The sequence below is a fragment of the Nocardia jiangsuensis genome (assembly GCF_042650385.1).
Classification (GTDB): Bacteria; Actinomycetota; Actinomycetes; order Mycobacteriales; family Mycobacteriaceae; genus Nocardia; species Nocardia jiangsuensis.
In genome coordinates this window covers 107,646-130,078 of the sequence record NZ_JBHSAX010000005.1, presented here as the reverse complement: position 1 = coordinate 130,078, position 22,433 = coordinate 107,646, and the positions used below count along the sequence as shown (strand labels likewise).

At 68.7% G+C, this 22,433-nt stretch carries 23 protein-coding genes; 10 read left to right on the top strand and 13 right to left on the bottom strand.

The genetic code is table 11. The features are described 5' to 3' along the window. Positions 1 to 43: 43 nt before the first annotated feature. From ACFO0B_RS05750 to ACFO0B_RS05740, 3 genes are read right to left on the bottom strand one after another with little or no spacing between them, the layout of a single operon-like run. Complete coding sequence (locus ACFO0B_RS05750) at positions 44 to 802, bottom strand: SDR family NAD(P)-dependent oxidoreductase (protein WP_378611243.1); 759 nt, start codon at positions 800 to 802, stop codon at positions 44 to 46. Continuing rightward, positions 799 to 1,596: an enoyl-CoA hydratase/isomerase family protein gene (locus ACFO0B_RS05745; RefSeq protein ID WP_378611242.1), complete on the bottom strand. Its 798-nt coding sequence runs from the start codon at positions 1,594 to 1,596 to the stop codon at positions 799 to 801. Before ACFO0B_RS05745 ends, ACFO0B_RS05750 begins: the two co-directional genes overlap by 4 nt. Next, positions 1,593 to 3,200 carry an AMP-binding protein gene (locus ACFO0B_RS05740; protein ID WP_378611241.1) on the bottom strand — a complete coding sequence of 536 codons (1,608 nt, stop codon included), beginning with the start codon at positions 3,198 to 3,200 and terminating at the stop codon, positions 1,593 to 1,595. The genes ACFO0B_RS05745 and ACFO0B_RS05740 overlap by 4 nt, the downstream gene beginning before the upstream one ends. A 103-nt stretch (positions 3,201 to 3,303) precedes the next feature. On the opposite strand from ACFO0B_RS05740, the gene ACFO0B_RS05735 reads away from it, so the two are divergent. Further along, the gene (locus ACFO0B_RS05735; protein ID WP_378611240.1) at positions 3,304 to 3,918 is read left to right on the top strand and encodes a TetR/AcrR family transcriptional regulator; all 615 of its coding nucleotides are present in this window, start codon (positions 3,304 to 3,306) and stop codon (positions 3,916 to 3,918) included. Here the strand turns inward: ACFO0B_RS05735 and ACFO0B_RS05730 are convergent. Then, positions 3,892 to 4,545, bottom strand: coding sequence for a TetR/AcrR family transcriptional regulator (locus ACFO0B_RS05730; RefSeq protein ID WP_378611239.1), 654 nt, complete (start codon positions 4,543 to 4,545; stop codon positions 3,892 to 3,894). The two genes, ACFO0B_RS05735 and ACFO0B_RS05730, sit on opposite strands and share 27 nt — an antisense overlap. 74 nt (positions 4,546 to 4,619) lie before the next feature. On the opposite strand from ACFO0B_RS05730, the gene ACFO0B_RS05725 reads away from it, so the two are divergent. From ACFO0B_RS05725 to ACFO0B_RS05715, 3 genes are all read left to right on the top strand, one after another. After that, the gene (locus ACFO0B_RS05725; RefSeq protein ID WP_378611238.1) at positions 4,620 to 5,648 is read left to right on the top strand and encodes a zinc-dependent alcohol dehydrogenase; all 1,029 of its coding nucleotides are present in this window, start codon (positions 4,620 to 4,622) and stop codon (positions 5,646 to 5,648) included. Between the two features lie 69 nt (positions 5,649 to 5,717). After that, a complete protein-coding gene (locus ACFO0B_RS05720) occupies positions 5,718 to 6,596 on the top strand; it encodes a phytanoyl-CoA dioxygenase family protein (RefSeq protein ID WP_378611237.1) in 879 nt (292 codons plus the stop codon). Between the two features lie 26 nt (positions 6,597 to 6,622). Next, a complete protein-coding gene (locus tag ACFO0B_RS05715; RefSeq protein WP_378611236.1) occupies positions 6,623 to 6,829 on the top strand; it encodes a hypothetical protein in 207 nt (68 codons plus the stop codon). Positions 6,830 to 6,859: 30 nt separating this feature from the next. Here the strand turns inward: ACFO0B_RS05715 and ACFO0B_RS05710 are convergent, their stop codons facing one another. Further along, entirely contained in the window at positions 6,860 to 7,021 is a 162-nt protein-coding gene (locus ACFO0B_RS05710) for a hypothetical protein (RefSeq protein WP_378611235.1), read from the bottom strand. Between the two features lie 99 nt (positions 7,022 to 7,120). On the opposite strand from ACFO0B_RS05710, the gene ACFO0B_RS05705 reads away from it, so the two are divergent. Together ACFO0B_RS05705 and ACFO0B_RS05700 are read left to right on the top strand one after the other, a co-directional pair. After that, positions 7,121 to 8,734 carry a long-chain-fatty-acid--CoA ligase gene (locus ACFO0B_RS05705; RefSeq protein ID WP_378611234.1) on the top strand — a complete coding sequence of 538 codons (1,614 nt, stop codon included), beginning with the start codon at positions 7,121 to 7,123 and terminating at the stop codon, positions 8,732 to 8,734. A gap of 92 nt (positions 8,735 to 8,826) precedes the next feature. Continuing rightward, complete coding sequence (locus ACFO0B_RS05700) at positions 8,827 to 9,597, top strand: AfsR/SARP family transcriptional regulator (protein WP_378611233.1); 771 nt, start codon at positions 8,827 to 8,829, stop codon at positions 9,595 to 9,597. A 22-nt stretch (positions 9,598 to 9,619) separates the two neighbouring features. Here the strand turns inward: ACFO0B_RS05700 and ACFO0B_RS05695 are convergent, their stop codons facing one another. Together ACFO0B_RS05695 and ACFO0B_RS05690 are read right to left on the bottom strand one after the other, a co-directional pair. Next, entirely contained in the window at positions 9,620 to 10,078 is a 459-nt protein-coding gene (locus tag ACFO0B_RS05695) for a hypothetical protein (protein WP_378611232.1), read from the bottom strand. A gap of 45 nt (positions 10,079 to 10,123) precedes the next feature. Continuing rightward, the gene (locus ACFO0B_RS05690) at positions 10,124 to 11,011 is read right to left on the bottom strand and encodes an oxidoreductase (protein ID WP_378611378.1); all 888 of its coding nucleotides are present in this window, start codon (positions 11,009 to 11,011) and stop codon (positions 10,124 to 10,126) included. 68 nt (positions 11,012 to 11,079) lie between these two features. Here ACFO0B_RS05690 and ACFO0B_RS05685 point away from each other — a divergent pair, with 68 nt between their 5' ends. Beyond that, positions 11,080 to 11,673 carry a TetR/AcrR family transcriptional regulator gene (locus ACFO0B_RS05685; protein ID WP_378611231.1) on the top strand — a complete coding sequence of 198 codons (594 nt, stop codon included), beginning with the start codon at positions 11,080 to 11,082 and terminating at the stop codon, positions 11,671 to 11,673. Here ACFO0B_RS05685 and ACFO0B_RS05680 read toward each other — a convergent pair. From ACFO0B_RS05680 to ACFO0B_RS05655, 6 genes are read right to left on the bottom strand one after another with little or no spacing between them, the layout of a single operon-like run. Next, complete coding sequence (locus ACFO0B_RS05680; RefSeq protein WP_378611230.1) at positions 11,620 to 13,203, bottom strand: flavin-containing monooxygenase; 1,584 nt, start codon at positions 13,201 to 13,203, stop codon at positions 11,620 to 11,622. The genes ACFO0B_RS05685 and ACFO0B_RS05680 overlap by 54 nt on opposite strands. Before the next feature lie 30 nt (positions 13,204 to 13,233). After that, positions 13,234 to 14,055 carry an acyl-CoA thioesterase gene (locus ACFO0B_RS05675; RefSeq protein WP_378611229.1) on the bottom strand — a complete coding sequence of 274 codons (822 nt, stop codon included), beginning with the start codon at positions 14,053 to 14,055 and terminating at the stop codon, positions 13,234 to 13,236. A gap of 25 nt (positions 14,056 to 14,080) precedes the next feature. Further along, positions 14,081 to 15,625, bottom strand: a complete 1,545-nt coding sequence (locus ACFO0B_RS05670) for a succinic semialdehyde dehydrogenase (protein WP_378611228.1) — start codon at positions 15,623 to 15,625, stop codon at positions 14,081 to 14,083. Positions 15,626 to 15,662: 37 nt separating this feature from the next. Continuing rightward, positions 15,663 to 16,520 (bottom strand): SDR family oxidoreductase, encoded by an 858-nt coding sequence (locus ACFO0B_RS05665; protein ID WP_378611227.1) that lies wholly within the window; start codon positions 16,518 to 16,520, stop codon positions 15,663 to 15,665. 10 nt (positions 16,521 to 16,530) lie between these two features. Further along, on the bottom strand, positions 16,531 to 18,003 hold the full coding sequence (locus ACFO0B_RS05660; RefSeq protein ID WP_378611226.1) for an MFS transporter: 1,473 nt from the start codon (positions 18,001 to 18,003) through the stop codon (positions 16,531 to 16,533). Positions 18,004 to 18,006: 3 nt separating this feature from the next. Next, positions 18,007 to 19,044, bottom strand: coding sequence for a beta-ketoacyl-ACP synthase III (locus ACFO0B_RS05655; protein WP_378611225.1), 1,038 nt, complete (start codon positions 19,042 to 19,044; stop codon positions 18,007 to 18,009). 197 nt (positions 19,045 to 19,241) lie between these two features. On the opposite strand from ACFO0B_RS05655, the gene ACFO0B_RS05650 reads away from it, so the two are divergent. Genes ACFO0B_RS05650 through ACFO0B_RS05640 form a run of 3 tightly spaced genes read left to right on the top strand, consistent with a single transcriptional unit; the run spans position 19,242 to position 22,433 of the window. After that, complete coding sequence (locus ACFO0B_RS05650) at positions 19,242 to 19,868, top strand: PadR family transcriptional regulator (protein ID WP_378611224.1); 627 nt, start codon at positions 19,242 to 19,244, stop codon at positions 19,866 to 19,868. Continuing rightward, positions 19,843 to 20,628: an acyl-[acyl-carrier-protein] thioesterase gene (locus ACFO0B_RS05645; RefSeq protein ID WP_378611223.1), complete on the top strand. Its 786-nt coding sequence runs from the start codon at positions 19,843 to 19,845 to the stop codon at positions 20,626 to 20,628. Before ACFO0B_RS05650 ends, ACFO0B_RS05645 begins: the two co-directional genes overlap by 26 nt. Positions 20,629 to 20,639: 11 nt before the next feature. Next, positions 20,640 to 22,433, top strand: a complete 1,794-nt coding sequence (locus ACFO0B_RS05640; protein ID WP_378611377.1) for an AMP-dependent synthetase/ligase — start codon at positions 20,640 to 20,642, stop codon at positions 22,431 to 22,433.

Here is a 22,433-nt window from a genome sequence, read left to right as displayed (position 1 = left end):
CACGAACCGCCCGAACTCGGGACAGGCTCGGAGACTGCGGTTCTCAGCGAATGGAGGACCCGATGCCGAGGCCGCCGTCGACGTCGAGGACGACGCCGGTGACGTAGCCGGCCGCGGGCGAGCAGAGGTAGGCGGCGGCCTCGGCGATATCGGCCGGGTCGCCGGTGCGGCGCAGCGGCACCTTGGCCACGAGCCTGTCGCGCGCCGGGCCGTTCATCGAGGCGAGCATGGGGGTCTCGATCAGGCCGGGGGCGATGGCGTTGGCGGTGATGCCGTGGCGGGCGCCCTCGAGCGCGATGGTGCGGGTGAGCCCGACGACGCCGGCTTTGGCCGCGACGTAGTTGGCCTGCCCGTAGTTGCCGCGCCAGCTCATCGAGGAGAAGGACAGGATGCGGCCGTAACCGCGCTCGTGCATGGCCGGCAGCACCGCCCGGATGCAGTAGAAGGCGGCCGAGAGGCTGGTGTCGAGCACGGCGTGCCAGTCGGTGTCGTCGATATCGGTGGCGAGGTTGTCGCGGATGATTCCGGCGTTGTTGACCAGGACGTCGATCCGGTGGTGGTCGGTGCGCACCTGCTCGATCCAGGCGTTGACCTCGGCGGAGCGGGTGACGTCCAGGACGTGGGAGACGGCGGTGACCCCGTACGTCTCGGAGAGTTCGGCGGCGAGCTCGGCTCCCGTGGCCGCGTTGACCTCCCCGATCATGACCACGGCGCCCTCGGCGGCGAATCGGTGGGCCATCGCACGCCCGAGCCCCTGGCCGGCCCCGGTGACGAGCACGGTCTGTCCGGCGTAGCGGTTCATGGATTTCCTCCCGGGGTGGAGCGGCGGGTGAGGAACCGGCGCAGTTCGCGCGGGACGTCGTGGCTGGACCAGTGCCGGTCGAAAGCCGCCAGCTCGCGGGCAAGCCCCTCCTCGACCGGGGCGTGCTCGTCCAGCTCGGCGAACAACCGCTTCAGCGCCGCCTGGGCCGGATTGGCCGCCTCGGCAAGGACATTCGCGGCCCGCAGCCCTTCGGCGGCACCGCGGCCCGGTTCGACGACCGCGTGCAGCCACCCGGTGGGCACGAGGCGTTCGGCGGGCAGGAACTCGCCGGAGAGGCCGAGCCAGCGGCCGAGGGATTCGCCGAGCTTGCGGCGAATGCGCACGGCCGAGCCGGCGCCGGGGACGAGGTGGTTGCGGATGTGCCCGTCCCCGATCAGCGTGCCGGACTCCGCGAGGACGGCATCGCAGGCCAGCGCGATTTCCAGGCCACCGGCGACGGCGTGGCCGTGCAGCACGGCCACCACCGGCAACGGGCTGAGCTCGATCCGGCGGGTGAGATCGGAGACCGTGCGCAGGAAGGGCACCGGCGACTCCCCCGCCTCGGCGAGCGCGAGCAGATGCCGCAGATCCGCGCCCGCGCAGAAGCTCGGCCCCGCTCCGGTGATCAGCACCGCCCCGGTGGCCGGGTCGTGTTCGGCGGCGGCGAGTGCGTCCGTCAGGGCGTTGACGAGTGCGGGGCTCAGGGCATTGCGCTGCCGCGGCCGGTTGAGCACGAGCGCGCGCACCGCCCCGCGCTGCTCGACGAGTACCGCGGTGTCGGCGACGACGCTCATCGGGCCGCCGTGCGCAGGGAGCGGCGCAACTCGGCGCGCTGGATCTTGCCGCTGGAGGTCTTGGGCAGCTCCGCCACCAGGTGCACCCGGCGCGGATAGGCGTGCGCCGCGTACTTCTGCCGGACGTGATCCTGCAGCTCCCGCACCAATTCGTCGGACGGCTCGATGCCGGGGCGCAGCACCACGAAGGCCTCGATCACCTCACCGCGGACCGGGTCGGGCGCGGCCACGACCGCGCACTCGGCGACCGCGGGATGCCGGACGAGCACGGACTCGACGTCGAACGGGCCGATCCGGTAGCCGGCCATGATGATCACGTCGTCGTCGCGGGCGGAGAACCGCAGCGTGCCGTCTGCCGCCCGGATGGCCAGGTCGCCGGTGAGGTAGAAGCGGCCGTCGGCGGTGAACCGGTCCGCTGCCCCGCGCCCCGTGTACCCGGTGAAGGTCATCAGCGGACTGGCGGCGATGTCGATGGCCAGCAGCCCGGGCTCGCCTGCCTCGGCGCGCTCGCTCGTCCCCTCCCGCAGCACCGTGGCCGACCAGCCGGGCAGCGCCACCCCCATCGTGTGCGGGACCACCGGAATCGCCAGATCGCGATGGTGCGGGAACCCGATCGGCATGCCGAGCTCGGTCTGTCCGTAGTGGTCGTGCACTGTCAGCCCCAGCGCCGGTTCCGCCCACTCGTTGACCTCGGCGGTCAGCGGTTCGCCCGCGCTGGAGAGCCGTCGCAGGCGCAGCTCCGCGGGCACCGGAGCCTCGCTCGTGCGCAGCGATCGGTAGACCGTAGGGGCCGCGGTGTAGTCGGTGACCCCCAGCTCCGCGAAGGTGCGCCAGGTCGCCGCCGCGTCGAACCCGCCGCGCTGCAGGATCGAGCGCAGCCCGAGCACCATCGGCGCGACGATGGCGGAGTACAGCCCATAGGCCCAGCCCGGGTCCGCGCCGCACCAGTACACCGAGTCATCCCGCACGCCGAGGCCGAACCGCAGGTACAGCTGCCAGCCGGCGACGTACCGCAACGGGTGCACGACCCCCTTCGGCGCGCCGGTGGTACCCGAGGTGAACATGTGCACGAACGGGCCGTCACCACCGACAACGGTGCTTCCCCCGAACGGCTTCGCCGCCTCGAGCCGACCGGCCAGCCCTCGCGGCCCATCGGCGCCTGCCACCAGCAGGGTCCACGTGCCGTCGGGCACCTTCGCGGCCTGATCCCGATCGGCCACCACGACCGCGGCCGCGGCCGCGGACAGCCGGGAGGCGACCGCGTCCGCGGCGAACGCGGTGAACAGCGGCAGGTAGACCGCGCCCAGCCGCCAGATCCCGAGCAGCACCGCCACCAGGTCGGCGCTCTTGCCCATCATCGTCGCCACCCGGTCACCGCGACCGACGCCGAGTTCGGTGAGCAGCCCGGCGACCTGCTCCGAGCGCTCGCGCAGCTCACCGAAGGTGAGATCGACCGTGGAGCCGTCCGGCTCGACGACCGTGCAGGCCACCGTGTCCGCCGGATGCCGGTCGCACAACAACCACGCGGGATCGGCATCCGCCGCGGCGAAGACCGCCACGACCTCCTGGACCTCCGCCGTCGGCACATTCGGATCCCGAGCCATCGAACCCTCCGTTGGGTACTTGAATGGGTACTTTGTTGGACATGAAAGTACCCTCAGTGGTACCTCGACGGCAAGGGATTCCCGGCATGCAAAACTGGAAGGCATGTCGGCCATCCCCGCAGCGCGCGCGCCACGGCGCAGTCCACGCAAGCGATCTGTCGCCGACGATCGGGTCGCCGAGCTGCTGCGCCAGGCCGGCGACATCGTGCTGTCCGAAGGGTTCACCTCGGTGACCATGGACGAGCTCGCACAGCGCCTCGGCTGCTCGAAGGCCACCCTCTACAGCGTCGCCGGGTCCAAAGAACAACTGGTCCAGGCCATTACGCGACAATTCTTCAGCGAAGCGGCCGCGCAGATCGAAGCCGAGGTCGCCACCGAGACCGATCCGCGCCAGCGGATCCGCACCTACCTCTCCGGGGTCGGCACCGCCATGCGCCGCCACTCCCCCGCCTTCTACGACGACATGGTCGCCTACCCCCCGACCGCCCGGCTCTACCGCCGCAACTCCGACGCCGCCGCCCGCCGCGTCGGGGAACTCATCGACGAAGGGGTCCGCGCGAAAGCCTTCCGCGACCTCAACGGGACCTTCGCCGCCCACGTCGTCGCGGTCACCATCGATGCCCTCCAGTCCGGAGCCCTGCTCGACGCCACCGGACTGTCGGCCGGGGACGCGTTCACCGAGCTCGGCGACCTACTGCTGCACGGGCTCAGCCGGTAGGGCCTCGACGAATTCACCGCAGCGTGGACAGGGCATCGCTCTCCCGCCTCCCTGATCCCGGCCACGGTCCAGGAGTGCGCGGGCCGCGGCTTTGGCGCTGTGCAGCGCGCCGGGTTCTCCGGCGACCCGGGACAACAGCAGGGCCCCCTCGATCAACGAGACAACCGCGCCGGCAACCTGTTCGGCTTGCTCGTCGGGCCAGCCGTCGGCGCGCAACCGGTCGGCGAGCGCACCGATCCAGTCAGCGAAGGCCCGTGCCGACGCTGCCCGTACGACGGGGCTCGCGGTCACCGATTCGGTGGCGATCGGTTCGATCGGGCACCCGTCCCGCTCGTCGGCGGCGAGACCGGCGGCCATCAGGTCCACCCAGCGGTCCATGATGTCGGCGGCCGGGGCGGCGCCGGCCAGCAGCTTGCGCAGCAGTGCGCCGATCCCCGCACCGGCCGTGTCCACGACGGCCGCCGCCAATTCGGCCTTCCCGTCGGGGAAGTGGTGATACAGCGAGCCGGCCCGGACTCCCGCGACCTCCAGGATCTGGTTCACACCGGTGGCCGCATACCCCTGCCTGCGAAACAGCTGTGCCGCGACCTCGAGCAGGGCGGCGCGGCTGCGGTCGGGTCGGGGCACGGCTCAGATTCTACTTGCAATAGTGGAAAGATCGTTCAACAATACTTGAACGACCACTCAAGAAAGGCTCACCCGTGCAGCACTTGGTTTTCGAAGACGTCGGCCGGTACCGCTGGCAGCACACCGCCGACCCCGTCATCAGCGACCCGCGCCAGGCCCTGGTGCGGCCGCTGGTGGTGGCCTGCTGCGACCTGGACGTGGGGGTGGTCCAGGGCGTGCTGCCGGTCCCGCCCGGCCACGCCGTCGGCCACGAGGGCGTGGCCGAGGTGGTCGCCGTCGGCGATCGGGTCACCGCTGTGCGGGTCGGGGACCGGGTGGTGGTGCCGTTCCAGATCAACTGCGGGGAGTGCGCACCGTGCCGTCGCGGGGTCACCGGCTCGTGCGCCGCACTGCCGTTGATGGCGACCTACGGGATGGCGCCGGTCTCGGGCATGGACGGCGGCGGCTTCCTCGCCGATCTGGTGCTCGTCCCGTTCGCCGACGCCATGTTGGTCTCGCTGCCGGAGTCCGTGGATCCGGTGGCGGTGGCGTCGCTGTCGGACAACATCCCCGACGGTTGGCGCGGGGTCGGGCCCTACCGGAGCGAACTGGCCGCCCTCGATGCGGTCGACCGCCGCGTGCTGGTCGTGGGCGGGCTCTCGATCGGGCTCTACAGCAGCGCGCTGGCCACGGCTCTCGGTGCACACGTCGACTACGTGGACACCGACCCGGGCAGGCTGGCCATCGCCGAGCGGCTCGGTGCCACCGTGCACGACCGCACCGGGCCCGACCGCGCCTGGTCGCCGTACCCGGTCACCGTGAACACCTCGATGAGCCCGAAGCTGCTGTCCGATACCCTGCGGGCCACCTGGCCCGACGGAGTGTGCACCGACACCGGCATCTACTTCCAGGGCTCGATCGAGATGCCACTGTTGCCGATGTACACCCGGGGCGTCCGCTTCGTCACCGGGCGGGTGAACGCCCGCGCGGTCATCCCCGAAATCCTGGACCTGCTCGCCGGCGGCGTCGATCCCGCGGTGGTGACCGATCGAGTAGTGGCCTGGGACGACGCGCCCCGGGAGTGGGCGGCGATGACGGGAAAGACCGTGTTCACCCGGCTCTGAACGAGAGTCCGGTGATCGTCCGATTCCGACCGAGTCCCGGACGGCCGACGCCGCCAGTGAGGGAAACGCATGTCCCACGACAACTCGGCCCATTCGACGGGCCGCGTCGAGAAGGCCGAGGATCTCTTCGGCGACCTCGCCGGCCGATACCGCTCGACAGCGGCCGCCACCGATGTCGTTCCATCGACGCTGGTCGACTCCGATTCGGCCGCACTCGAGCGCGACGGCTACCTCGTCGTCGAGCGGCTCCTGCCGCCCCGGCGTTGTGCCGACATCGCCGCCGCGCTGCCCGCCCTGCTCGGTCCGGTCGGCCGAAACGATTTCGAGGGCAGGCACACGCAGCGCGCCTACAGTCTGCTCGCCAAGACCCGGGTCTGCGATCACCTCGTGGAGCACCCCCGCGTGCTCGCGCTGCTCGATCGCCTGCTGATGCCCAACTATCTGCTCTCCCAGCTGCAGGCCATTCGGATTGGCCCCGGTGCGCCCCGGCAACTCCTGCATTTCGACGACGGCATGTACCCGGTCCCCCGCCCGAGGGCCGCGCTGAGCGCCGCGACCATCTGGGCGATCACCGACTTCACCGCGGACAACGGCGCCACCGTGGTCATCCCAGGCAGCCACCGCTGGGACGACGCCCGCATGCCCGCCGACAGCGACGAGCACGTCAGTATCGCGATGCCCGCCGGTTCGGTCGTCTTCTTCCTCGGCACCCTGTGGCACGGCGGCGGCGCCAACCACACCGCCGACCGGAGACGCCTCGCCGTCACCGCCCAATACTGCCAACCCTGGCTGCGGCCCCAGGAGGCGTTCACCCTCTCGACACCCCCGGCCACGGCGCGAACGGTGTCGGAGAACATCCGACGCATGATCGGCTACAGCATCCACCCGCCCTTCCTCGGCATGGTCGACGGCATGCACCCGAAGCGGGTCCTCGACATCCCCGAATAGGGCCGCCAGCTGTTGTGCTCTGGCCTGTGCTCAACAGCGATTTCGCCGGTCGGAATTGCTCGATCGCGCGGAGTCGAGGCGGCGTCCCCGTCGGTTCGCGGAGTTGGCGCAGAAGCTCGGGGATCGCCGGGAACGTTCTCGTCGCCCGGCTGGGCAAGGTGGTCGAGCACGGGGTGATCGAGAAGGTGCAACGCTTCGGCGCCCGCGATCGGTACGACTTCCCTCAGGTCTGATCACCATCGAACTGAAGCCCTGGCTTCGCGCTACCGCGGACGATGAACAGACCGCAACGCTCCTCGTCGGCCGGCCAGCTCCTCGGCCGGCGGATCGGTGAAGAGTGCATCCGATCGCTTGGTTTCGCCGGCCCGGACCGCCGCGATCCATCGCGCGGTATCGGATACTGCTTCGATCAGGGGCTCGGTCACGGCTACGGCTCCGTATCTGATCGAAGGCGACCCCTTGTTCGGCTGGACGCAACAATTACTGGGCAATTACCGTCGGTGGATACCGTTGGGCCCATGGCTGTGCAGACGGAGCTGAAGTATCCCGCCGAGTCCGAGACGCTTTCGTCTGTAATCGGTGCGCACGCGGCCGAGCGGCCGGAGGCTGTCGCATTGATCAGCGGGAATCGGGAAATCGATTACCGAACGCTGCATCGGGCCGTCAATCGCGTCGCGCACGCCCTGACGGCGGCCGGGGTGGGACACGGCGACCATATCGCCTACCTGGGGCGCGACGGCGAGCAGTTGTACGAGCTGGTGATCGGCTCATCCATCGTGGGCGCCATCGTGGTCCCCGTCAACTGGCGGCTCACCGCCGCCGAGATAGCGCACATTCTCACCGACTCGAATTGCACGATGCTGTTCGTCGATTCGGCCGCGGAGGAGATCAGCGCCGCGGCGCTGGCCCGGGCGGCGCGGATGCACGACGCCGTCACCGACATCCCGCAGGTCGCCGTCGTCCGGCTGGACGCCACCGCGGACGCGGGCGGGAATTTCGCCGATTGGCTCGCGGAGCATCCGTATACGACGCCCCCGGTGCGGGCCGCCCGCGGTGACGCTGTCCTGCAGATGTACACCAGTGGCACCACCGGCGCGTCGAAGGGTGTGATGATCGCGCAGGAGAGTCTGTTCGCGGTATGGGAGATCACGTATTCGTCCGGGTGGGACTGGCTGGTGCCGCGGACGGACGACCGCGCCTTCGTCGCGATTCCGGGATTCCACATCGCGGGCCACGCCTGGGTGATGCAGGGCTTGATCGCGGGCCTCACCATCGCGATCATCCCGGAATTCACCCCGGGCGCGGCGCTGGCCACCATCCGGAATCATCGGATCACGACGATGACCGCTGTCCCGGTGATGCTGGCCCTCATTCTCACCGAACCCGGCGTGGTGGCGGAGGATTTCGACCGGCTCCGCCAGATCTCCTACGGGGGCTCACCGATTCCGGAGAGCATGCTCATGGATTGCATGGAGAAATTCCGGTGCGAATTCATCCAGTTCTACGGTATGACCGAGACCGTGACGCCCGTGGCATTCATGCCACCGTCGGAGCACATCCCCGGCGGCAGCAGGCTGCGCTCGGCCGGACGTCCCTATCCCGGCTGCGAGATCGTGGTGGTCGACGACAGCGGCAACCGATTGCCGCCGCGGCAGGTGGGCGAGATCCTGGTCCGCCCGCCCGCGCCGATGCTCGGCTACTGGAATCGGCCGGAGGCCACCGCCGCGACGCTGGTCAACGGCCGCGTCCACACCGGAGACGCCGGCTGGCTCGACGAGCAGGGCTATCTGTTCGTCAGCGACCGGATCAACGACATGATCATCGTGGGCGGGGAGAACGTCTACCCGGCCGAGGTGGAGAACACCATCACCAGCCATCCCGCCGTACGGGAAGCGGCCGTGGTCGGCATTCCGGACGAGCGATGGGGCGAGGCTGTGCACGCGTTCATCGTGCTGGCGCCCGACCGGACGGTGACCGGGCGCGAACTGTCGCTGTACCTGCGCGACAAGGTCGCCTCGTTCAAGCGGCCGCAGCGCTTCGACGTCGTCCCCAGCCTGCCCCGCAATGCCAGCGGCAAGATTCTGCGTCGTGAGCTGCGCCGAGCGTTCTGGGAGGGACGCGAGCGCGCGGTGAACTGAACGCGTCCCGATAAGGGTTGCGCCGCATAGGGGTACTGGCGGGCCGATCGCATTGATAGACCTGACGTCAGTGCGATCGAAGGGAGACGACGGTGGATTTTCGGGTTCTCGGCGTATTGGAGGTCCATGCGAACGGCAGGCGGATCGACCTCGGTGGAGTGACGCGTCGGGCTGTACTGGGTTACCTTCTCCTGCACCACAATCAGGTCGTCTCCGCGAACCGCCTGCGCCAGGCGCTGTGGGCCGGAGACCCACCGTCGACTGCCAGGAAGATCGTGCAGAATTCGATATCGACGTTGCGAAAGACTTTCCTCGAGCATGAATTCGACCGCGTGGAGCTGCTGACGCAGACGCCCGGCTATGTGTTGCGGATCGATCCGGAGGCGGTGGATCTGTACCGATTCCGCAAGCTCGTGCGGTTGGGCCGGCGTGAACTCGAGGACGGCCATCCGGCGCTGGCTCGCGCCTACCTACGCCAGGCGCTGGGGATGTGGTCCGGGTCCGCGATGGCCGACCTGCTGGAAGCGGGGCTCGGTTGGAACGAATTGTCGGCCATCGAGGACGAGCGCCTCGGCGCCTACGAGGACTGCTTCGACGCCGAGCTCAGCTGTGGACTTCATCGTGAGCTCACCCCCGAACTCGAGCTGTTGACGACCACCGCACCGCAGCGCGAAAGCTTCTGTCGCCAATACATGCTCGCCCTCTACCGGTCCGGCAGGCAGGCCGAGGCGCTGAACTTCTACCAGTCCTCACGCGCCGCGCTGGTCGCGGATCTCGGCGTGGAACCCGGCCACGACCTGCAGCGGCTGCACCATCTGATCCTCACTCAGGATTCCTCGCTGACCCGACGCACCCCGGCCTGACACTCCGGGGATTCGACCGGGCTCACTCGGTGGGCCGCGCGGCGAGGATCGACTGGCTCATCGCCATCACCACGGTGAAGGCGATGAGCCCGGTCACCGCGAGGATCCCCGCCACGGGAAGACCGCAGAAACCGGCGATGAGAACAGCGATACCGGCCAGCGCCACTGCGACATCGGCACCGATGAGCGACACCAGCCCCCTGTCGATCCGAAGCACTCCCACCGCCAGCCCTGCCGCGATCAACCCGCTGATGACCAGCACCACGCCGGCTGCCACGAGTACGACGACCGAGAAGTCGCTGAATGGGGCGCTCTCCGACGTGATGGCAATCCCCGAAACCAGAACGGCACCGAGGATTCGGACGACGCCGTCGACGCCGAACAGCAGCCGCAGTGCGCTCGGCCCTGCCTCGCTTCGCTGTCGAGCGGGGAGCGGACTGTCCTGATGTCGAGCGTGGAGCAGACTGTTCTGATTCGACATGGTTCTTCTGCCCCTCGTGAGACTATTCGCCGGCGAAAGTACGGGTCATGCGGAGGCGCGGAACTCGACCTTGGTCAACTGCTCCGAGATGTCCCAGAGCTCGGCGGCGAGTTCGGCGTCGTTCGCCTCGTCGGAGCGCCCCACCAGAATGGGGTGACCGCGGTATTCCTTGTAACCACCCGGCCCGACATAGCCGGCGGGCGGAATATCCTGGCTGGCCGCGAACAGCGTCGGCAGTGCCCCGGTGTTCGCGTCCTGGGCGATGATCCGGTTCCCGATCTGCATCACGAGGTGCGCGACCGGATTGCCGGAGTGACTCTGCAGGTTGGTCGCCGCCCAGCCGGGATGCGCGCTGACCGCCCGCCGCGACCCGGTTTCGGTGAGCCTGCGTTGCAGTTCCAGCGTGAACAGCAGATTGGCGAGTTTGGACTGCGCGTACGCCCCGGACGGACTGTACTTGCGGGTGTTCCAATTGAGGTCGTCGAGAGCGATCGTCCCGCGGCGATGCGCCTGCGATGCCACGGTGACCACCCGATCGGTGATGTGCGGAAGCAGCAGATTCGTCAGCGCGAAATGTCCGAGATGGTTCGTGCCGAACTGTAGTTCGAAGCCGTCCCTGGTGCGGCCCTGCGGCACCATCATGATTCCCGCGTTGTTCACGAGGACATCGATGGGCCCGGTCCAGTCCTCGGCGAACTGCCGGATCGACGCGAGGTCGGCGAGGTCGAGTGGCCGGACCTCGGTCTCGCCCGCTATGCGATCTGCCACTTTCCGGCCGCGCGTGACGTCCCGCACCGCGAGCACCACGCGGGCGCCGACCCGAGCCAGTTCGCGGGCGGTCACCTGGCCGAGTCCACTGTTGGCGCCGGTGATCACCACCGTTCGCCCCTCGAATCCCGGAAGATCTGCCTGCGTCCATCCGCTGGTCGTCATGTCCCCAATGTAGACAGTGACAGCAAAGTAGTCAATGGCTACTTCGGCGGTCGAGTTAGGCTTTGGGAATGAACCGTCCACGGGCCTATCACCACGGCGACCTGCGTGCCGAGCTGCTCGAGCGGGCCGAGGCGACGCTGCGCACGAGCGGGGTGGACAGTCTCACCTTGCGACAGCTCGCCAGGGAGACAGGCGTCAGCCATGCGGCCCCGAATCGGCATTTCCGGGACAAGCAGGCGCTGCTCGACGCCCTGGCGCTGGTCGGTTTCGAACGGCTGGCCGCGCTGTACGCGGATGCGGCCATCGACGGGACGTTCCCCGAACGCGTGTTCGCGACCGCGCGCATTCATTTCCGGTTCGCTGTCGACAACCCGGCGCTGCTCACCCTGATGTTCAGCCGCAAGAACAGTGCCGACGTCGGCACCGAGCTGGCCGCGGCGATGCAGCAGACGTTCGCCTCGGCCATCACGCTGATGGCCGAGGGGCAGAGCAGTGGCGAGGTGGTTCCCGGTGATCCGGTGCGGCTCAGCATGTTGCTCGCGGCCGCCGTCCACGGTCTGGCCGACTTCGTCGTCTCGGGATTCCTCACCGAGGATGTGGCCGAGGAGTTACTGCGGGAGACCATCACCAACTTCATACTCGGATTTCGGCTTCAGTCCTGACGGCCCGGATCCGGACGCGGTCTCGAACCGGTAGTGGTCGATCGGGAAATGCCGGCTCCGCCACCGCGCTTCGACCAGCGTCGACGGCCGCAGATAGGCCATATCCCCCTGGGAATTCACATAATACGTACGCAATCCTCTGTTCTGGACGGTGAAGTAGTGATTGATCAGTGTGCCGCGCCTGCGCACCTGCTCGTGGTACGCGTCGTGCGCCGACTTACGCACTTCGACGACGGTGGCGCCGCGCTCGCGCCCCGCGGAGATGGCTCGGATCGCGTGGGTGGCACTCACCTCGACCAGCGTGTGCCAACCGGAACCGGTCCACGAGTAGGGCCCCGCGATGAGCCATCGATTCGGCAGCCGCGGGATGGCCACGCTCTCGTACGCCTGTAGTCCCTCTTTCCCGAAAAACCGCGCCAGGTCGAAGCCGTCCCGTCCGACGACGGCGCCGTCGTGATAGCTCTCCGGGTCGGAGAACATTTCGTATCCGGTGGCGAGCACGATCATGTCGTAGTCGCGCTCCGCGCCGGCGGCGGTACGAATACCTGTCGCGGTCACCCGGTCGATCCGGTCGGTGTGCAGCGCGACATTGCGCCGATTGAAGGCCTGGAGAAACGTGTTCGATGCCGTCGGGCGCTTTCCGATCGGGCCGTAGGCGGGGATCAGCTGCTCGGCGATCCGCGGATCGTCCACGACGCGATGCACATATCGCCGGTAGCGCGCGATGGCATCGGCGTCCGCGCGCGCGAGCACCGACTTCGCCCTCCCGGTCGAGGTCGTGGTCAGGAACGCCATCAGCAGGTCGATCGCCGCCAACCCGGCTCCGTGCAGGGCGGCCGAGACTCCGGGAACCCGCAGCGCGGTCCGGAACCACGGCGGGAGCTCATGATCGGCCTTGGGCAGGCACCAGGCGGGAGTGCGCTGGTACACGTCCAGCTGGGCCACCTCCGGGGCGACAGCGGGCACGATCTGCACCGAACTGGCCCCGGTGCCGATGACGGCGACCCGCTTGCCTGCCAGTTCGTAGCCGTGATCCCAGCTCGCCGGTATCTGGATCTTCCCCGCGAAATCGTCGACGCCTTCGAGGTCGGCACCGATCTTGGGACGCAGGAACGCGCCGACCGCGCTCAGTACGAAGCGGGCGGTCAGAACCCGGCCGTCGGCGGCGTACAGCTCCCAGTGATGGCCCTCGTCGTTCCAGACCTCACGCACGATGTCGGTGTGGAACAGGATGCGCTCGCGCAGGTTGTAGCGCGCGGCAACGTCGTCGTGATAGGCCTTGACCTCGGCGCCGCGGGCGAACAGATGGGTCCAGTCGGCCTTCCGCGCGAACGAGTACTGGTAGGCGACCGAGGGAATATCGACCCCGACTCCGGGGTAGGTGTTGTCGCGCCAGCTTCCGCCGAGGTCGCCTGTTCGCTCGACGATGCCGAAATCGGTCAGACCGGCCCGGATGAGCATCGCTGCTGTTCCGATGCCGGCCGGCCCCGCGCCGATGACGAGGATCTCGTACTCGGGTGTCTGTGCCATGGTGTGGCCACCACTTTCTCCAGTGCACGATCAAGCTTTGAAATAGACCATCTGGTGACTCGTCGCGAGCAGCGCCCCCGCGGGGGTCCACAGTTCGGCGGATTGATCGAAGAATCCATGGGCGAAGCGTTTGGCACGGGCGGTGCCGAGGACCGGTTGGTCGCCGTGCCCGGCCAGGGTGTCGGCGTCGGCATGGAAGTACACGGTCATCGAGACCGTGCCCACCGGCACGATCCGCCCGAGGCGCAGCAGTACGCGCGGGAAGAAGGTGTCGGCGAGCGCGGTGAGCGCCGCGAAGTCGACCGGCCGCGGGGGCACGTCGCGCAACCAGACGGTGGTCGCCGAGCCCGCGGGCTCGCCCGTGGCCAGACCGTCGATGCCGCCGTCGACGAACCGCATCTCGTAGTTGTGCACCCAGGCGAGTCCGCGCGGAAACTGCTGCGGCGCGATGGAATCCGGATCGTCCACCCGGGGCGCGACCAGCTCGGTATCGGCCCAGCTCGACCGCCGCGTACCGAAGACGGCGGTCGCCGTTGTGGTGACGACGCCGTTCTGCAGCGAGGTCAGCACCCAGTGCTGGGTGTTGCGGTTGGTGCGCACCGGGTCGGCGATCACCTCGAAGGGGCCGTCGGCGACGGTGCCCGCGAAATTCACCGTCAACGAGACCGGGTCGCCGATGCGATCGGGATGCCGCAGGGCGGCGCGCAGCAACGTCGCGGCGGTGATCCCGCCGAACGGCCCCACCATATTGGCGTAGTCCGCGGTGGTGTTCCCGAACAGCGAGCCCGAACTGCTCCGCGTCAGGGTGGTGGCGACATCGAAGGGATGCGGTCGAGCGACAACAGTGGTCATACCAACTCCTCTTCGGCGGAATGTTTCAACGACCTGGCAGGTGCCGCACCGCCCGCACCATGGAGCGAAGCATGTTCTGCCACTTCTCGTTGGTGAGGAAGGGCGGCGGATCCATGCTGAGTCCCGCGCTCGCCACCGTCTGCGCGTCGGTGTACTTCAGCAGGCCGTCCGGGCCGTGCCTGCGGCCGATCCCGGATGTGCCCACCCCGCCCATCGGGGCCGCCGTGGTCGCGAACGCGGGTGCGTAGCCTTCGTTCACGTTCACCGAGCCGGTGCGCAGCCGGATCGCGATCTTCTCGCCCTCGGCGCGACTGCCTGCCCACACGCTGGCATTGAGGCCGTACTCGGTGTCGTTGGCCTCGCGCACCGCCGCGTCCACGTCCGCGACCGGATAGATCGACACCAGCGGGCCGAAGGTCTCGGCGCGATGGCAGTCCATCTCGTCGGTGACATCGGTCAGGACGGTGGGCTCGAAGAACAGCGGACCGAGGTCCGGACGCGCGGCGCCCCCGGTGAGCACCGTCGCCCCCTTGGAGGTCGCGTCGGTGACGTGTTTCAGCATGGTCTCCACCTGCCCGCTGGAGATCAGGCTGCCCATGTCGATGTCGAAGTCGTACCCCGCACGCAGCGTCATCGCCGCGGTCGCGGCGACGAACTTCGCGGAGAACTCCGCGGCGACCGGCTCTTCGACGTAGATGCGTTCGATCGCGACGCAGAGCTGGCCCGAGTTCGAGAAGCACGCCCGCACAGCGGATGTCGCCGCGCGGTCGATGTTCGCCGACTTCGCGACGATCATGGCGTTCTTGCCGCCCAGTTCGGCGGAGAGCCCGACCAGCCGCCGTCCGCACTCCTCGGCGAGGGTCCGCCCGGTGGCCGAGGATCCGGTGAACATCAGGAAGTCGCAGTGGTCGAGGATGGCCCGGCCCACGACCCGCCCGGCGCCGGGGACGACGGCCAGCAGATCCCGGGGCAGGCCCGCGCGGTAGAGCAGTTCGGTGACGAACAGCGGCGAGTACGGCGTGAGGCTGTCCGGCTTGACGACGACCGCATTGCCTGCGATCAGCGCCGGGATGCCGTCACCGATCGACAGCGCGATCGGGTAGTTCCACGGCGCGATCACCCCGACGACGCCCTTCGGCTTGCGGTGCACGCCGGCCCTCATGATCATCGGCAGCACGCCGGGCACCCGCTGGGGAGCCAGCAGCGCGGGCGACTTGTCGGTGTAGTACTGCAACACCAACAGCAGTGCCATCGCCTCTTCGTAGGCCGCCCAGCGCGCCTTGCCGGTCTCGGCCTGGATGATGTCGAGCAGTTGTTCCCACTCCGCCAGCAGCAGGCTCCTGGCCCGCTCGAAGATCGCGGTGCGCTCCCGGATCGGGCGCTGGGCCCACTCCGGCTGCGCGGCACGGGCTTTCCCGAAGGCCGCCGCGACGTCGGCGGCGTCGCCGACCGGAACCGTGCCGAGTACGCGCCCGGTGAACACCTCGGAGATGGCAGTGCTCGCTCCGGGGTCGGCGACCGCGGCGAGGTGGCTCAATCGTCGGAGAACATCCGATGATGGCACTGGCATTGCTTCCACCCTTCTCTGGGGATTGCGCGGTAGGCCCTCAGGTCCGCGACCGCAGGAACCGATCGACCGAACGCGGGGAGAAGTTGCCGACGACGCGCAGGACATCGGCATAACGCGGGACCAGGCGGACGGGTCTGGTGCGGACCGCGCGGACCAGCCACTGCGCCGCCTGTTCCTGGGTCAGGCACGGCTGATCGGCGAAGTCGGCGGTCGGCGCCATCATCGGGGTCCGGACCAGGGGGAAATGGACCGCGGTCACGGTGACGCCGGCCGGAGCCAATTCGGCTTCCAGACAGCGGCCGAACGCGGCCAGCGCGGCTTTGGAGGCGTGATAGGCGGCGAATTTGGGCGCGGTCTCGACCGCGACCGTCCAGGTACCGACGTTGATGACGTGGCCGGATCCGCGCGCGACCATGCGCGGCAGCAGCCCGAGGGTGAGCCGCAACGGCCCGAAATAGTTCGACGCCATGGTTCTCTCGAAGTCGTGGAGACGATCGAAGGAATCCACCAGGTTCCGCCGGATGGACCGGCCCGCATTGTTGATCAGGACGTCGATGCCGCCGTACTGCTCGTGCACCCAGTGCACCAGCGCGTCGACCTGGTCGCCGTCGGTGAGGTCGCACCTGCGGTAGTCGGCCTGTCCGCCCGCCTCGACGATCTCGTCGCGCACCAGTTCGAGCTCCGATTCGCGGCGGGCCACCAGGATCACCCGCGCGCCCTCGGCCGCCAGCTTCCGGCTCGCCACGCGGCCGATTCCGGAGGAAGCACCGGTGATCAGGATCGTCCTGCCCGCGATCGGAACCGCCCGGCGCCGCGACGACGAACCGGTGCCGCGCAGAATATTGGGTGTCGGCCCGAACAGCAGCGCCACCACCTTCGCGCGGTGGCCCTTCACGGGGTCCACCTCAGGCACCGACGGCATCCGGCCGCAGCCCGCCGACCGGCTCGTCGGGTACACGATCGCGGACGAGCCCCAGACCGATCACCCCGGCGAGGACGGCGACCGCCGCAGCCGCCAGCCACACGTGATGGAACGCGTCGAGCGGATTCTGCTGGCCCTGACTCGACAGGTACGACACGCATGCCGCCACCCCGATCACCCCGCCGAGTTGGCGCAGTGCGCTGTTGAACGCCGTCGCCGTGCCGAATCGCTCGTGGTCGACGTTCTGCACCGACGCGCTGGCCAGGCTCGGCCAGATCAATCCCACGCCGATACCGCTGATGACCGCGCCGGGCAGCCAGTCGGCGAGGAAGTCGGGCTCGGGCCCGGCGGATACCGCGTAGCACAGCAGCCCGAGGCCGACCAGCACTCCCCCGGCCAGGGTGGGGTAGCGCGCGCCGTACCGGTCGTACAGCCGGCCGGCCGGTCGCGCGACCACGACCGCCGCGAGTGGCGGCGGGGTCATCGCCAGCCCGGCCAGCAGCGTGGAGTAGTTCCACACCGAGGTGAGGAACAGGACGTTCGCCAGCAGGAACGCGTAGAACGGCACCGCGAGGACGAAGGTGCCGATGCTGGAAACCGCCACCGCCCGGTCCCGGAAGATCCGGCCGTCGATCAACGGTGTCGCGTGCGTGGCGCACCGGCGGGCCACGATGGCGATGAGCGCGAGGCCGATGGCCAGGCACACCAGGGTTCTGAGGTCCGTCCAGCCCCAATCGTTGCCCTTGACGATCATCAGGGCGATCGCACCGGATCCGACGGCGACGGCGACGATCGCGAGGCGATCCGGATTCCCGGCCGCCCTACCCTCCTTGGCTTCCGGCACCCAGCGCCACGTCGCCAGCAATGTCAGCAGTCCGATCGGGATGTTCACCGCGAACACCATGCGCCAGTCGGCGATCTCGATCAGCAGCCCGCCGAGTGCGGGACCGATGCCGGAGGCCAGCGCCGCGGTCGCCGCGAAGATCGACACGGCGACCCCGCGCCGCTCCGCGGGGAACGCGGGCAACAGCAGGGCCAGCGACGTCGGCACGATCAGCGCCGCGCCCAGCGCCTGGAACGCGCGGGCGGCGACCAGGAACCAGAGACCGGTCGCCACGGCACACAGCAGGGACATGGCCACGAACAGCGCCAAGCCGAGCATGAACACCAATTTCCGGCCGAACCGGTCCGCATACCGGCCCGCGGGCAGCAGGAAGGCCGCGAACACGATGTTGTAGATGTTGATCACCCACGAGAGCGACTCGAGCGAGAACGACGAGAAATCGGCGTGGATGCTCGGGATCGCGATGTTCACGATCGTCGCGTCGAGAAAGGCGATGAAACCCGCCATCGCCGTGACGGCGGCGACGGCGGCGGGTTTGACGGTGGGGAGCGCAGCGTTGTTCGACATCGTTACCAGTCCTCCAGAGCGCCGAATTGCGGAGTGGGCAGGCACTTCTCAACGGGGGACGCCGGGTAGTCGGACCACTTGCGCGGCGTAGACCAGCCCGGCCCCGAATCCGATCAGCAAGGCGATGTCACCGGGCTTGGCGGCACCGGTACGGAGCAGCCCCTCCATCGCCAGCGGTACGGAGGCCGCCGAGGTATTGCCCTGTTCCACGATGTCGTAGGCGACCGTGCAGCCGGCCGGCAGCTTCAGCTGCCGGGCCAGCATTTCGGTGATCCGCCCGTTCGCCTGGTGCGGGATGAACGCGTCGAGATCGTCGACCGTGACTCCGGCCCGCTTCAGCGCCTCCTGACACACCTGTTCCAGCGCGCCGAGGGTCCAGCGGAACAGCGCGGGTCCGTCCATCTTGAAGATCGGCCGCTGCGCCGCCGATCCGAGCTCTTTCACCTCGTCCATGAAGGCGCCCATGCTCTTGTTCTGCCCGAGCATGTCCCAGTGGCTGCCATCCGAACCCCACACCACCGGACCGATCCCCACGGTCTCCGAGGGGCCGATCACCGCGGCGCCTGCGCCGTCACCGAACAGGAAGGCGTTCGTGCGATCGGTCCAGTCGACCATGTCGCTCAATCGCTCGGCGCCGATGACCAGCACGTACTCGGCGGTACCGGCCCGGATCATGTCCGAGGCCATGCCGACCGTCGAGCAGAATCCGGCGCAGGCATTGACCACGTCGAGCGCGGCCACGCCCGGCAGCCCCAATTCGGTCGCCAGCAGCGGCGCCGTGGCGGGGGTGACCAGCGGGCTGCTCATGGTCGCCAGCAGGACGCAATCGATCTGCTGCGGGTCGATGCCCGAGGATTCGATGGCCTGCCGTGCCGAACCCAGGCTCATCTCGACCAGAGTCTCGCTCTCGGTGCACAAACGCCTGCTGCGAATTCCCGACCGGGTCCGAATCCATTCGTCACTGGAATCGAGGGATTCGGCGAGTTCGTCATTGGTCACCACGCGGCTCGGCCGATAGACGCCGAGCCCGAGAATGGCGGAATGCGGCACCGCGGGCGGAGCTTGGACAGCGATTTCTACTGACATTTTTCCCCCTGAGGGAGCTCGGTGGCGAAGAGACCTACCCGATGAACCACCCTCATCATAGTCAACGATTGACCTATGTCAATAATAGGGTATAGACTGGCCTCGGTGGCGACCGGACCGCGAAGATGCCCCGCTACAGTCGGGTATCCGGGAGCCGGTGGTCCACCGGCTCCACTTGCGAGGGCGGGAGATGCACCGTGGCGTTACGACACGCAGTCCTGGCGGCGCTGCTGGACGGCGAACTGTCCGGATACCAACTGGCGAAACTCTTCGACGTCAATATCTCGAATTACTGGCACGCGCTTCCGCAGCAGCTCTACACCGAGCTGGCCAGGCTCGAGACCGAGGGCGTGGTAGCCGGACGCCAGGTGATTCAAGTGGATCGCCCGAACAAGCGCGTCTACAGCCTGACCGATGCGGGCAGAAAGGCGATGGCCGAGTTCATCGGCGGACCGAGCAAGCCGCCCTTCGTCCGCGACGATCTCCTGGTCAAGATGCAAGCCGCCGAGCTGGGCGACCTCACCCAGCTCATCGAACAACTCGAGGATCGAGCGGCCGAGGCGCGCGCCCGGGTCGCGCAGTACGACAAACGACACAAACGAGCCAGAGGGGATCTCGACGAGGAGACGTTCCTGGCCACCTCACCCAGGGTCGGTGACTATCTGGTCGGGTTGCGCGGCAAGACATTCGAGCAGAGCACCCTCGAATGGTGCGACCGGGTCGTCGACATTCTGAAACGCAGGATCGCGGGTGAGGCCGAGCGACATGAACACGGCCACAGAGAAAGCGTGCAGCGAGATGACGACCGAAGTCAGCGAGCTTGATGTAGCTCTCGCACCATGCCCCGACGACGCCGGGGTCTTCCGGGCAACCCGGTCGGTATGGCTGGGGGACACCGACGACCACGGCCGACTGCGTCTGGACGCGGTCGCGCGGTATCTGATGGAACTGGCCTACGAACATCTCGAGACGGTGGAGGACGGGCATCTGCACCGGGCGTGGATCGTCAAGCGCACCGTGATCGATATGCTCCGCCCCATCCGGTTCGGTGAGCGGATCCGGCTGCGGCGCTGGCCATCGGCCACGTCGAACCGGTGGTGCAGCATGCGTGTCGAGATCGACAGCGAGAGCGGCGGATCGATCAGCACCGACACCTTCGTGATCAATGTCGATCCGGCGGACGGGCGCCCCACCCGGATGACGGATCGGTTCCTGGCTCCGATGCTCTCGATGACCACCGAACACCGCCTGCGCTGGCGGCCCGCGCTTCGGGAGCGCGCGGCTCTCGACAGCCCGGCCACGCCGTTCCCGCTGCGGTTCGCCGACCTCGATCTCAATCGGCATGTCAACTACGCCATCCACTGGCAGGCCGTGGAGGAGGCGCTGGCGCAGCGGCCGGAGATACACGACCAGCCCTACCGGGCGATCGTCGAACACGTCGGCCCGATTCTGGCGGGTGATTCCGTGACGATGCGCCGGGAGAGCACGGACACCGGCCTGTTCCTGCAACTCGAAGTGGACGGCGCGGCCAAGACCCTCGCCAGCGTGCACCGGGTGACCGGCGGACGAGCGGTTCGAGGCTGACCATGGCTGTGTTGCAGGAGTTCTCCGCTCCCCCGTCCTTCCAGATCCCACCCGGCGCCGAGGTCACGAGCGTGGTGTTCGACCATGCCGCGCGCACTCCCGGACAGGTCGTGTTCCAGCGTCCGATCGGCACCTCGTGGCACGACGTGACGGCCGCCGAGTTCGCCGAGAGCGTCCTCGCGGTCGCGAAGGGGCTGATCGCCTCCGGAGTCGGCGCGGGCGACCGGGTGGCGATCCTGTCCGGAACCCGCTACGAATGGGTGCTGCTGAACTTCGCGGTGTGGGCCGCGGGCGGCTGCGTGGTCGCGATCTACGAGACGTCATCGGCCGATCAGGCCGGGTGGATTCTGGCGGACTCCGGAACCACGCTGCTGGTGGTCGAGACCGCGAAACATCGGGCGATCGTCGGCGAGGTCGCGGCGACGCTGCCCCAGCCGTCCGAGATCCTCGAGCTCGACGCCGACGGCATCGGCGAACTCCGCAGGCGCGGAGCGGGATTGGGCGACGAGGTGGTGCACCTGCGGCGGGCTGGGCTCGGCGCGCCGAGCCCGGCGACGCTGATCTACACCTCCGGCACCACCGGGCGACCCAAGGGGGTCTGTCTGTCGCACGGGAATCTGTACGCGGAGTCGGCGGGCGCCAGGGCGGCGATGGCCGAGATCTACGTCGAGAACGGACGGACCCTGCTGTTTCTGCCGCTGGCCCATATCTTCGCGCAGGTCGTCATGCTCGGCGCCTTCGATTCGAAGGTCGTCGTGCGACTCACCGCCGACTGGTCGGCGCTGGGTGCGGAGTTCGCCGCGTTCAAGCCGACGGTCGTCTTCGCCGTCCCCCGGGTGTTCGAGAAGATCTACCACGGCGCCCGGCTGAAGGCCAGGGACAAGGGCAGGGGCAGGATCTTCGATTCCGCCGTCGCGACAGCCGTCGCCTACAGCGAGGCGCTGGAGAACAAGGGCCCCGGTCCGGGGCTGCGGCTGCGGCACGCGGTGTTCGACCGTCTGGTCTACGGCAAGCTCCGGGGTGCCCTCGGCGGCGAGTGCACCAGCGCGCTCTCCGCGGGCGCACCGCTGAGCCCGCGGCTGGGACACTTCTTCCGCGGGATCGGGGTGCCGATCTACGAGGCGTACGGCCTGACCGAGACCACCGCCGGGATCGTCATGAACACGCCGCGTCACCAGCGCATCGGTTCGGTGGGCCGCCCGCTGCCCGGCCATGCGGTGCGGGTGGCCGCCGACGGCGAGTTGTTCCTGCGCGGGCCGGTCGTCTTCGACGGCTACTGGAACAACCCCGCCGCCACCGACGCCGCGCTGATCGACGGGTGGTTCGCCACCGGCGATCTCGGCGCCATCGACGCGGACGGCTACGTCCGGATCACCGGCCGCAAGAAGGAGATCATCGTCACCGCAGGCGGGAAGAACGTCTCACCCGCGCTGCTGGAGGACTCGCTCTGCGCCCATCCGCTGGTCGACCGGTGCATGGTGGTCGGCGACGGTATGCCCTTCATCGGGGCCCTGATCACCCTCGACCCGGAGGCGCTGCCCGGCTGGATCGAGCGCAGCGCGGTACCCCGCGACAGCACTGTCGAGCAGCTGATCGGGCATCCGGTGCTGCTGGCCGAACTCGAGGCGGCCGTGGCGGAGACCAACGGCCGGTTCTCGAAAGCCGAAGGCATCAGGAAGATTCGGGTGCTGGCGGCGACCTGGTCCGTCGAGGGCGGTGAGCTGACCCCCAAGATGTCGATCAAGCGCGACATCGTGCGGAAGAAGTACGCCGCCGACGTCGACGCGATCTACAGCGCGGACTGA

Excerpts from the sequence above, each read along its gene's own strand:
- ACFO0B_RS05680 (WP_378611230.1), bottom strand. The coding sequence starts at position 13,203 with ATGGCACAGACACCCGAGTACGAGATCCTCGTCATCGGCGCGGGGCCG.
- ACFO0B_RS05745 (WP_378611242.1), bottom strand. The coding sequence starts at position 1,596 with ATGAGCGTCGTCGCCGACACCGCGGTACTCGTCGAGCAGCGCGGGGCG.
- ACFO0B_RS05740 (WP_378611241.1), bottom strand. The coding sequence starts at position 3,200 with ATGGCTCGGGATCCGAATGTGCCGACGGCGGAGGTCCAGGAGGTCGTG.
- ACFO0B_RS05750 (WP_378611243.1), bottom strand. The coding sequence starts at position 802 with ATGAACCGCTACGCCGGACAGACCGTGCTCGTCACCGGGGCCGGCCAG.
- ACFO0B_RS05690 (WP_378611378.1), bottom strand. The coding sequence starts at position 11,011 with ATGACGACCAGCGGATGGACGCAGGCAGATCTTCCGGGATTCGAGGGG.
- ACFO0B_RS05735 (WP_378611240.1), top strand. The coding sequence starts at position 3,304 with ATGTCGGCCATCCCCGCAGCGCGCGCGCCACGGCGCAGTCCACGCAAG.
- ACFO0B_RS05655 (WP_378611225.1), bottom strand. The coding sequence starts at position 19,044 with ATGTCAGTAGAAATCGCTGTCCAAGCTCCGCCCGCGGTGCCGCATTCC.
- ACFO0B_RS05670 (WP_378611228.1), bottom strand. The coding sequence starts at position 15,625 with ATGCCAGTGCCATCATCGGATGTTCTCCGACGATTGAGCCACCTCGCC.
- ACFO0B_RS05695 (WP_378611232.1), bottom strand. The coding sequence starts at position 10,078 with ATGTCGAATCAGAACAGTCTGCTCCACGCTCGACATCAGGACAGTCCG.
- ACFO0B_RS05645 (WP_378611223.1), top strand. The coding sequence starts at position 19,843 with ATGACGACCGAAGTCAGCGAGCTTGATGTAGCTCTCGCACCATGCCCC.
- ACFO0B_RS05720 (WP_378611237.1), top strand. The coding sequence starts at position 5,718 with ATGTCCCACGACAACTCGGCCCATTCGACGGGCCGCGTCGAGAAGGCC.
- ACFO0B_RS05675 (WP_378611229.1), bottom strand. The coding sequence starts at position 14,055 with ATGACCACTGTTGTCGCTCGACCGCATCCCTTCGATGTCGCCACCACC.
- ACFO0B_RS05685 (WP_378611231.1), top strand. The coding sequence starts at position 11,080 with ATGAACCGTCCACGGGCCTATCACCACGGCGACCTGCGTGCCGAGCTG.